This is a genomic window from Bradyrhizobium jicamae (assembly GCF_001440395.1).
Taxonomy (GTDB): domain Bacteria; phylum Pseudomonadota; class Alphaproteobacteria; order Rhizobiales; family Xanthobacteraceae; genus Bradyrhizobium; species Bradyrhizobium jicamae.
This window is the reverse complement of the sequence record NZ_LLXZ01000101.1, coordinates 46,273-55,090: the sequence shown is the minus strand read 5'-3', so window position 1 is coordinate 55,090 and position 8,818 is coordinate 46,273. Positions and strand designations below refer to the sequence as shown.

8 protein-coding genes and 1 pseudogene are annotated in these 8,818 nt (G+C 62.7%); 4 read left to right on the top strand and 5 right to left on the bottom strand.

Going from position 1 to position 8,818, the window contains the following annotated elements; genetic code table 11:
• Positions 1-277: 277 nt before the first annotated feature.
• On the bottom strand, positions 278-973 hold the full coding sequence (locus CQ12_RS15885; RefSeq protein WP_057836234.1) for a helix-turn-helix domain-containing protein: 696 nt from the start codon (positions 971-973) through the stop codon (positions 278-280).
• Between the two features lie 92 nt (positions 974-1,065).
• Here CQ12_RS15885 and CQ12_RS15880 point away from each other — a divergent pair, with 92 nt between their 5' ends.
• On the top strand, positions 1,066-1,491 hold the full coding sequence (locus tag CQ12_RS15880; RefSeq protein ID WP_198164166.1) for an ester cyclase: 426 nt from the start codon (positions 1,066-1,068) through the stop codon (positions 1,489-1,491).
• A gap of 113 nt (positions 1,492-1,604) precedes the next feature.
• Here CQ12_RS15880 and CQ12_RS15875 read toward each other — a convergent pair whose 3' ends face one another.
• From CQ12_RS15875 to CQ12_RS15865, 3 genes are all read right to left on the bottom strand, one after another.
• Positions 1,605-2,078, bottom strand: a complete 474-nt coding sequence (locus CQ12_RS15875; RefSeq protein WP_057836232.1) for a VOC family protein — start codon at positions 2,076-2,078, stop codon at positions 1,605-1,607.
• Positions 2,079-2,229: 151 nt separating this feature from the next.
• Positions 2,230-2,931, bottom strand: coding sequence for a class I SAM-dependent methyltransferase (locus CQ12_RS15870; RefSeq protein ID WP_057836231.1), 702 nt, complete (start codon positions 2,929-2,931; stop codon positions 2,230-2,232).
• Positions 2,921-3,385, bottom strand: coding sequence for an Rrf2 family transcriptional regulator (locus CQ12_RS15865; protein WP_057836230.1), 465 nt, complete (start codon positions 3,383-3,385; stop codon positions 2,921-2,923). Before CQ12_RS15865 ends, CQ12_RS15870 begins: the two co-directional genes overlap by 11 nt.
• A gap of 179 nt (positions 3,386-3,564) precedes the next feature.
• Here CQ12_RS15865 and CQ12_RS15860 point away from each other — a divergent pair, with 179 nt between their 5' ends.
• From CQ12_RS15860 to CQ12_RS46340, 3 genes and pseudogenes are all read left to right on the top strand, one after another.
• Entirely contained in the window at positions 3,565-4,212 is a 648-nt protein-coding gene (locus CQ12_RS15860) for a glutathione S-transferase family protein (protein WP_057836241.1), read from the top strand.
• A 641-nt stretch (positions 4,213-4,853) separates the two neighbouring features.
• On the top strand, positions 4,854-5,489 hold the full coding sequence (locus CQ12_RS15855) for a class I SAM-dependent methyltransferase (protein ID WP_057836240.1): 636 nt from the start codon (positions 4,854-4,856) through the stop codon (positions 5,487-5,489).
• A gap of 121 nt (positions 5,490-5,610) precedes the next feature.
• Positions 5,611-5,724 (top strand): annotated as a pseudogene (locus tag CQ12_RS46340) (methyltransferase); the annotation flags it as partial.
• 51 nt (positions 5,725-5,775) lie between these two features.
• On the opposite strand, the gene CQ12_RS15850 reads toward CQ12_RS46340, so the two are convergent.
• The gene (locus CQ12_RS15850; protein WP_057836229.1) at positions 5,776-8,775 is read right to left on the bottom strand and encodes an autotransporter outer membrane beta-barrel domain-containing protein; all 3,000 of its coding nucleotides are present in this window, start codon (positions 8,773-8,775) and stop codon (positions 5,776-5,778) included.
• Positions 8,776-8,818 lie beyond the last annotated feature (43 nt).

The window sequence follows — 8,818 nt, the reverse complement described above, 5'->3', positions numbered from 1 at the left end:
TCTCGCCGTTGATTTGATTGGTATTTTCCCGCCACAACATTGCCTTGCGCAGGGAAGGCCGGGCTGCTCCCGCTGTACCTGTATGCTCGTGTGCACCTTTTGCTATGCGCAACGGCACGCGAGACCTCGGGTGCAGCAAGCACCCGGGTCTTCCCTGCGCACTCTGATATCGAGGAGGGCAAAAGAAGATGCAAACCTCGGGCGCAACGCGTCGCGAGAATGCGAGCTCACACCCTCATGCTCTCTAGAAAGTAGACCAGCCAGAGGCGGCAACCAATCACCCGCCGCCAATCGTGGGCAAACCGGCGATGGCCTGGGACGGCGTCAGTCCGAAGCATTGTTTGAAGGTCCGGGTCAGGTGCGCTGTGTCGGCGAAGCCTGCGTCCATGGCGGCCGTTCTCACGCGTGCGCCAGCGACGATCAGGCGCGCAGCATGCTGCAGTCCGGTCCACCGCTTGAATTGGCGGAAGGTCGTCCCGGTCGAATGCTTGAACAGGCGAAGCGCCTGGGTGCGCTCCAGTCCCAGCCGCTTGGCCAATTCGTCCTGGCTCATCCTCGCCATCGGTTCTGCCGCCAGGTCCTCCAGTACGGCGCCTATCCTTCGGGAAAGACGATCCTGACCGTGGTCGAGACGCTCGCGCAACTCTCGCTGCGCACCGGAATCGAGCTTCATCCCGGCCAGAGCCAGTTCACCGAGGCGGCCCTCAAGCCTCTCTGCCAGCGTGCCTGGACCTGGCCAACGGGCGCCGTCGAGGTACATGGCGCTCAAGCCACCCTCTCCGCAGATGATGTGATGCTCGACCCCCGGCCGGATGATCACGATATCTCCGGTGACCGACTGCCCTTGGCCCACCACCGAGAGCGGCCCGCGCCGCCCCCTTACCACGCACGTGACGGGGTTCGGGTGGCGGGCGACGCCTGCGACATCGACCGAGAACACCGAGGTCGAAAAGGCGGTATCGCCGGGGCGCAACGCTTCCTCCAATGATCGCACGTTTATTCTACGCCGAAGTGGCAGGCGACGGATAGGGTAGCAGAGGTGGTGAGCCGGGAGCGATGATCCTCATGTCAGCAGTTGAAGCGGCGGCGCGCAACAAGAACAACTATCTGGAGGCCAAGAGCGCGTTCAACCGCCGGGATCTCGATGCATGTATGGCTTATTACTCGGCCGACCATCAGATGCGATCGCGGGAGGTTGGTCCGGGGCGTGAACATATCAGGGCATTTCTCGCTTCGATGCATGCGACGTGGAGCAATCTGGAGATCGTCGCTGAACATGTCGTAGCCGAGGGGGAGTGGGTGATGGGACGGTGCACGTCGAGCGCGATCCATTCGACCTCCGTCATGGGCGTGGCGCCGACCAACCGTCGCATCGAGACGACGTTCTGGGACCTGCATCGCTTCAATCACGATGGGCTGATCGTTGAAACCTGGAATATCGTCGATGGTCTCGCGATCATGCAGCAGCTCAAAGCGGGCAGGGTGGATTAGCAAGCGTAGCCCGGGTGAGCGCCGGCGGCAACGCCGCCAACGACCCTGTGACGCTGCCGGCTTACATGGCGCTCGCCAGCGACTTGATGGCTGGAGGCTGACGCCGCTTCACTCTATCCCCGCACCGCGGCCTCGATCTTTGCGACGTCGATCTTGCCCATCGGCATCATTGCCGCGAAGGCGCGCTTGGCGACGTCGCCGCCCTTGGCCATCGCGTCGGTCAGCACGCGCGGGGTGATCTGCCACGAAAGGCCCCATTTGTCCTTGCACCAGCCGCAGTGGCTCTCGGTGCCGCCATTGCCGACGATCGCGTTCCAGTAGCGATCGGTTTCGGCCTGGTCGTCGGTCGCGATCTGAAACGAGAAGGCCTCGCTGTGCTTGAACATGTCACCGCCGTTGAGGCCGATGCACGGCACGCCGCACACGGTGAACTGCACCGTCAGCACCTGGCCAGCCTTGCCGCCGGGAAAGTTGGATGGTGCTTTATGAATAGCGTCGACGCTGCTGTTCGGGAACGTCTTTGCGTAAAACTGCGCGGCTTCTTCGGCGTCGTGATTGTACCAAAGGCAGATCATGTTCTTGCTCATCGGACCTCTCCTTGAATGGCCGCACAAGGCGGCGATGACGGCTGGTTCTCGGCAAAGGACGTTCGAACAACCGGCGTCCCGACATCGCCACCGAATTTTTTTGCAGGCAGCCGAGGGCAGAAAGATCAGAGGGTTACCTGGGTTCCGCTCTTCAGGCGTAGCCAACCCAGCCGCGCCAGGTGAACGCGGCGTAGAACAGTTCGACATCGCGAAAGCCGGCCTCGCTCAGAACGCGCGCGTCCTGTTCCGGGCTGAGCAAGCTCAGGCTGGCATCGACGGCGGCGCGGGCATTGTTGGCCTGGTCCGGATCGGCGCCGGATGCGATCGCATAGGCGGCGTAGCGCGATAGCCATCGCGTGCGCTCGTCCTCGGTTTGTGGAAAACTGGAATGGGCGACCACGAAGGGCGCGCCGGGTCGAAGGCGGCGGTGGATTTCCCTTGCGGTCCGCCGCCGTTCGTCGAGGTCGAGGAAATGCAGCGTCAGCAGGCATGTGGCGGCATCGAACGGCCCATCGGGCGCATCGTCGATAAGGCCCTGATGCAGTTGCACGCGCGTACCGAACGGCCCGAGCGTTTGCTCGGCCAGCTTCAGCATCGCCGCGGCGGGATCGACGCCAATGAAGCGCCAGTGCGGCTCTGCCTCTGCCAGCGCCTTCAGTTCCAGGCCGCCACCGGCGCCCAACACCAGCACTTGCGCATCCGGCGCCGCGCGTTCCGCGAGCAGGATGCGGGTCATGCGGTGAAGGTCCGCAAAGCCGGGCACGAAGCGCGGCGGCCCTTCGGCATAGCGCGCCACGGCCACGGGATCGGAGAAGTGCGTCTGCCATACCTGTGTTGCCGCATCATGATGCATGAACGATCTCCAGACGATGACGGTTGCGCCGGTCACCCAGGCGTTTCTGAAAGTCGGCGCTCAGCATCGCGAGCGTCACGTTGCCGAGGCGCGACAGCAGCAGCGCCTCCGCATCGTCGAACGCCTGGTCGAGCGCGGCATTCACGGCCTGCTCGACGAGACATTTGGGTGATTGCGCTCTGTTTCCTATGGCGAACAGCGACGGTCGGCCGAGCGCCTCGTAGATGTCCCGCAGCGATATTTTCGCGAGGTCCCGGACGAGGCACCATCCGCCGCCATGGCCTTTCTCCGATCGCACAAAGCCGTGATCCCGCAGCCCGGACATCATCCGCCGTATCACCACCGCATTGGTGTCCATGGCCTTCGCCAGTGCCTCTGACGTCACCGGCTCTTTCTGCTCGGCCATGTGGAGCAGGACGTGCAACACGCCTGACAATCGAGTGTCTCTTCTCATGTAACTAACGATATTACATGATTGGCCGGTTGGTCAAGCCGCGGCGAATGATCTGAAGGTCGCCTGAGCGACCTTCGCGCCCTGCGCCTCGACCTGTAGAAAAATTGCAGCACGATGTCGGTTTCCGAAAACCCTGTTCGTCGTTCCGACGCCAGCCGATGACCACGAGGAGCCTCACGATGACCATCACCATTACCGCCTTTGAACGGTCACCCGATGGCGGCAGGGGATTGGCGCGCGATACGCGCGTTCGCTGGGCGCTTGAGGAAGCTGGCCAACCCTATGAGGTTCGCCTCGTTTCGTTCGGTGCGATGAAGGAACGGGCGCATTTGGCGCTTCATCCGTTCGGCCAGATACCGACTTATGAGGAAGGCGATCTCGCTTTGTTCGAGACAGGGGCGATCGTCTTCCATATCGCCCAGCGCCATGCGGGCCTTCTGCCTGACGATGCCAATGCCCGGGCGCGCGCGATTACCTGGATGTTTGCCGCGGTCAACACGGTGGAGCCGCCGATCCTTGAACTTGTAACCGCCAAGATCCTGGAGGCTGACAAGCCCTGGCATGAGGAGCGCCTGCCGCTGGTCGAGGATCGCATTCGCGACCGGCTGAAACAACTCTCCACACGCCTCGGCGATGCCGACTGGCTCGATGGTGCGTTCAGCGCGGGCGACCTGATGATGGTGTCGGTGCTGCTCAGGCTGAAATCATCAGGCATTCTGGACGAATACCCAAAGCTAGCCGCCTATCTCGCCCGCGGTGAAGCACGACCTGCCTACCAACGGGCTTTCGCCGCTCAATTGGCGGTTAATACCGCCCGCGCATCCTGAGAGCTGATACCGGATTGCCGCGCGAAATCGGTCAACTCGGCAGCGCATATATGCTGCCGATTGTGAAATGGCACACAGACAGGTGCTGTCCCGTCTGGTTGGATAGGGGGAATGACGGCCCGTCGGTGCAGTTCTGCTACGGGCCGTTCGTTTTCGTTTTCGGAGGGTCGTTATGCGCGGTTCCAATCGCACGGCACTTACGATGTGTGCCTCTCTCATTCTTGAGTCCACCTTGAGCGGGTGAACCAAAGAGGTTTCGCGTGCGCTGAACCGCGTACAGAGATTTTCTGGGCCCCGCCGGCAACGGACGGGGCTTTTTCTATTTCTTTATTCTGCCCACTGCTGCCCGGCGGTGCCCCTGTGAAGAAGGACGCAGGGGTCATGTGGTACTTTTGGCCCGAATTGGCATTCGATGTTGTCAAAGGGTTGGTAGCCGGAGGTGCTTCGCTAGCGCTTCAAGCGGTTGCCCCCATGACACTGCGCGCCTTGAAGCGATTTCGAGCGCGTTGGTCGGCTCGAAAAGCGGCAAGAAAAGCATCGCGCAAGGCGGAATAGCGTCGCGCATTCCGCCTTCGCCCAGCCTGTCATCTGCCGTTTTCAATTCCCGCGCATATGCTAGAAGCCGCCGCGGAGGACACACCATGTTTCGTCTCGTAAGCGATGCGCAGTTCTGGGATCGTGCTGCGCGCAAATATGCCAGCGATCCGATCGCCGACATGGCGGGCTATGAGCGCACGCTCGAGCGGACCCGACATTATCTAAAGGGGGTGGAGGCGGCGTTCGAGTTCGGATGCGGAACGGGAACGACGGCGCTGAAGCTTGCGCCGTCGGTCGGGCGCATCGTGGCGACCGACGTATCCGGCGAAATGATCGCGATCGCGCGCGAAAAGGCGAAAGCTGAAGGCTGCAGCAATGCCACGTTCGAGGTGGCGCGGCCCGAGAGGGCGCCGTGGCCGGACGGGAGCTTCGACGTCGCTTTCGGCTTCAACGTTCTGCATCTGGTGGCGGAGCGCGAAGCGGCGTTGCGGGGCGTCCATCGCCTGCTGCGGCCCGGCGGGCTCTTCATCTCCAAGACGCCGTGCCTGAAGGAAATGAATTCGCTGCTGCGCCTCGCGCTGCCCCTGATGCAGCTCGTCGGCAAGGCGCCTTATGTGGCGTTCCTGTCCGCGGAGGATCTGGAACGCGAGATGTCGGCGGCCGGATTTGAAATCGTCGAACGCGCCCGCCATGCCTCCCGCGGCAAGGACGCGCGGCCGTTCGTCGTGGCGAGGAAGTAATCGTCGAACGCCTTGGTGTCCCATCGTGACGAACTGGCGTGGCGGCGGGTTACGCGTTCGCTAATCCTCCCCATACAGCTTCGGTCGATCTCAACCGCAGGCGGCTGCGATCGATTCGCACCTGACCATCCTCTCACCCGAGCAGGACGAAGCGATCCTGCGGGAAGCCGGCTTCCCGAACGTCAGCCTATTCTATGCTGGCTTTACATTTCGCGGCAGGGTGGGCTGCGCCTGATCCGGTCTGACGATCAGTCTGTGTCGTCGACGCTGGCCTGCATCATCCTGTTCAGAACGCCGCACGCAATTCGAGTGCGCCGCCATTATTGGTGGTGTGACTTCCGAAACGGCCGTCATAGCTGAGGCGCAGACTGAAATTGTTGCCTTGCCAGACGTCGAAGCCGGCGGAGACTTCGGCCAAGGTCTGATCAAGCGGCGAGGTGACCCTGAAGGGCGCAATGCCTGCCGGCGATCCCGCGAAGCTTGCCGTCGCTCCGAAACTATCCTTGCTCAGGAAGCGAGCGCCGGCCCGCACATAAGGCCGCCACGTGTAGCCGCCCTGCTGCCACTGCGTCCCGATCTCCACCGCCGGCGCTGCCGACGCCAGCCAATCATTTTGGCCTTGCACGTGCAGGTTAAGCGCGCCGGCCCCACTCTCGTTGATCGCCCCGCGCCACAGGCCCACCGCATCGAAATCAACGAGCGGCTTGACGTAGAATGCCGATGTCCCGAAGGCATAGGCGAAACGCAGCCGCAGATCGAGCGTGCCTGTATCGGATTGCGCGGTTGCGGTGCCGGCGGTGGGAATACCGTAATGGCTTGCGTTGTAGCGGGCGAGGTTGCCGCTCACACTGCCGGCGACCAGCCAGTTGTCGCGGATGTATTTGAGCGCAGCGCCGCCGCGGAACACGTCGCCTTCGGCGGAAGACGTGTCGGTGCCGATACGCGAGCGCGTGTAGCCGGCGCCGACGTCGAGATACCAATAGGGGGCCAGTTGGCCTTGCACGCCTCCGGTGAGGCCGGATGCCCTCTCGGTGAAACCCATGTAGCCATCGTGCCCGCCGAGCGAGGCCACATGCCCGTTGGGACGCAGCCAATAGCAGTTTTCCTCGCCCATCAGCGAGGCTCCGCTGCCCGGAACCGGGCAGCTGAACAGCGAATTGGCGAAGTCGAAGCCGGACCAGAGCACGGCCTGCGACTGCGCGAGATAGGGCTCGGGGGTCAGGCGGTTGAGGCTCGCCGCGAATGGCGCAAAATCGAGCGTTGTGAGGTGGGTCAAGAGATGGCTGAGACCACCGCCGCCGGCGAGGTAAGCCAACTGCAAGTCCTTCGCCACCGCTTCCGCGTTTGGCGTCAATCCCGACGGCGCGAAGTTGACGGCAACGGTCAGATTGACATCGTTCAGGTTCGGATATGACAGCGCGTAGGTCACCACCGCCGTGCTCTGCACGGAGAGATCGAGCCCGGCGCCGCTGGTTCCGCCGGCAGCGGAAAGGATAGTGAAGGTCTGCGGTCCCCCAAAGAGGTTCGTCAGATGCGGCGTCAGTGTGCCGGCGAGGCCGGCCGTGCCGCTGACGTTGAGGCGGTCGGCGGCACGGTTGGCGAGATCGACGTCCACGGCGAATTTGCCGCCCGCGGTCTGAACGAAATTACCGGTGAGCGTCGTGGTGCCGACAGTGCCGGCGCCGAGCGGCGCCAGCGTGCCGCTGTTGCTCAGCATGTTGCCGGCGCCGAGGTTGGTCGTCGCGCCGCTGTTGAACACGCTGCCCGAAAAATTATTGAAGGCGTTCGCTCCGCCGCCGAGGTCGACATTGCCGGCGACCATGCCCGAGTTGTTCACGGTGTCGTTGCCGCCGCCGGCTACGACCGCGTAAAGACCTCCGGTGACCGCCGCCGTCGCGCCAACAGTCAGGGTATTGATCCCGCCGCCATCCATATAAATGCCCGCATGAGCGCCGGATAGGACACCACCATTGACCGTAACGTCGACATTGAGGGGCGAACTTGCGTAGATGGCGTCGCCGCTCATCGACATGACGTTGCCGGTGCTGTTCACCGTGGCGCTCCCCGCGGCAAAAACGTGGATGCCATCGTCATGCGCGCGGATGTTTCCCCGGCTGGTGACCGAGATGCCCCGCTGCGAAGCGAGATAAATGCCGGAAGCGTTACCCGCGGTAATGTTGCCGGTGCTGTTCACCACGACCTCGAGCAACCCGCTTGCGAGAATGCCGTAGTCATGCGCGATAAGATCGCCACGGCTGGTAATGTTGATATGGTCCATGGCCTCCGCAAAGATGGCGGTGCTGTTGGATGAGACAATATTGCCAGACCGGTTGATCGTTGCGGACTTCCAGGCGAACGCTTGAATGCCGCCCTGAACGGCCGTGATGCTTCCGCTTTGCGAGATCGTTACATCGTCCGACACTGAGACGGCATCGATGCCAACGCTTGCAGCAATGTTTCCAATGCTGTCGATCGCGACGCGAAAGTTACCGTCCGCGATAATGCCGAAACTGGCCGCATTGATATTCCCGGCGTTCGCGATAGAGATGCCGTACATGTACGAATAGGCATGTATGCCATTACCATTGCTGGAGCTGATGTCGCCGCTGTGCATGATGGCGACCTCGCCGGAATGACCGGCATTGGCGTAACCGTAAATGCCATCACGATATGCCGAGATTGTGCCGCTGCTTGTGATGTTGACGCCGATGGGCCCGAAAAGGCCAGTTGCGGATGCATAGATGCCGTAGCCGCCGGCCGAGCTGATGTCGCCGGTATGGTTGATCGTCAACACCCCAGTTTCCCACGCTCCCGTCGCGTTGGACGAGGCACGAATGCCGTCGGCGGCTCCGGTCACGGTGATGGAGTGGGGTCCCATGTCGCTGTTGATGGTGACCGATCCGGTCGGGCGCACGAAGTCAATGGCCGACATGCCGGCGGCCGGCGCGATATTGCTGGTCAGCGAATTGACGTTGAGCGTATCGACGGCGGTGTGATCGAATTCAGCCCAGATCCCCCCCGATTGATCGCCGGTGCAACTCGCGGTCGTTCCGACCGTCGTGCAGCCGCCGGGTGCGGCTTGCGCCGGCCGCGGCTCTATCAGCCACAGCGCGCTGATTGCGGCCGTGCCAGCCATCGCCACGCGCCAGCCGCGGCTCGCGCTCAGCGCCTGATAGCTGTAAAGACCCGTTTCGGTAAGCTGCCCGCGCCGACGAAAACTCGCCCCGTCCTCTCGCCGCCTTCCCGCAGTCGCGCCGGAGCGCAACGACGCCTTCCCCTTCCGCATCACGTCCACTCAATTGCCCCTTGCGTCATAGGGGCGACCTTAA

Bases quoted from the DNA above. Each gene is read 5' to 3' on its own strand.
- CQ12_RS15870 (WP_057836231.1), bottom strand. From the start codon at position 2,931: ATGCATCATGATGCGGCAACACAGGTATGGCAGACGCACTTCTCCGAT.
- CQ12_RS15855 (WP_057836240.1), top strand. From the start codon at position 4,854: ATGTTTCGTCTCGTAAGCGATGCGCAGTTCTGGGATCGTGCTGCGCGC.
- CQ12_RS15865 (WP_057836230.1), bottom strand. From the start codon at position 3,385: ATGAGAAGAGACACTCGATTGTCAGGCGTGTTGCACGTCCTGCTCCAC.
- CQ12_RS15850 (WP_057836229.1), bottom strand. From the start codon at position 8,775: ATGCGGAAGGGGAAGGCGTCGTTGCGCTCCGGCGCGACTGCGGGAAGG.
- CQ12_RS15880 (WP_198164166.1), top strand. From the start codon at position 1,066: ATGTCAGCAGTTGAAGCGGCGGCGCGCAACAAGAACAACTATCTGGAG.
- CQ12_RS15875 (WP_057836232.1), bottom strand. From the start codon at position 2,078: ATGAGCAAGAACATGATCTGCCTTTGGTACAATCACGACGCCGAAGAA.
- CQ12_RS15860 (WP_057836241.1), top strand. From the start codon at position 3,565: ATGACCATCACCATTACCGCCTTTGAACGGTCACCCGATGGCGGCAGG.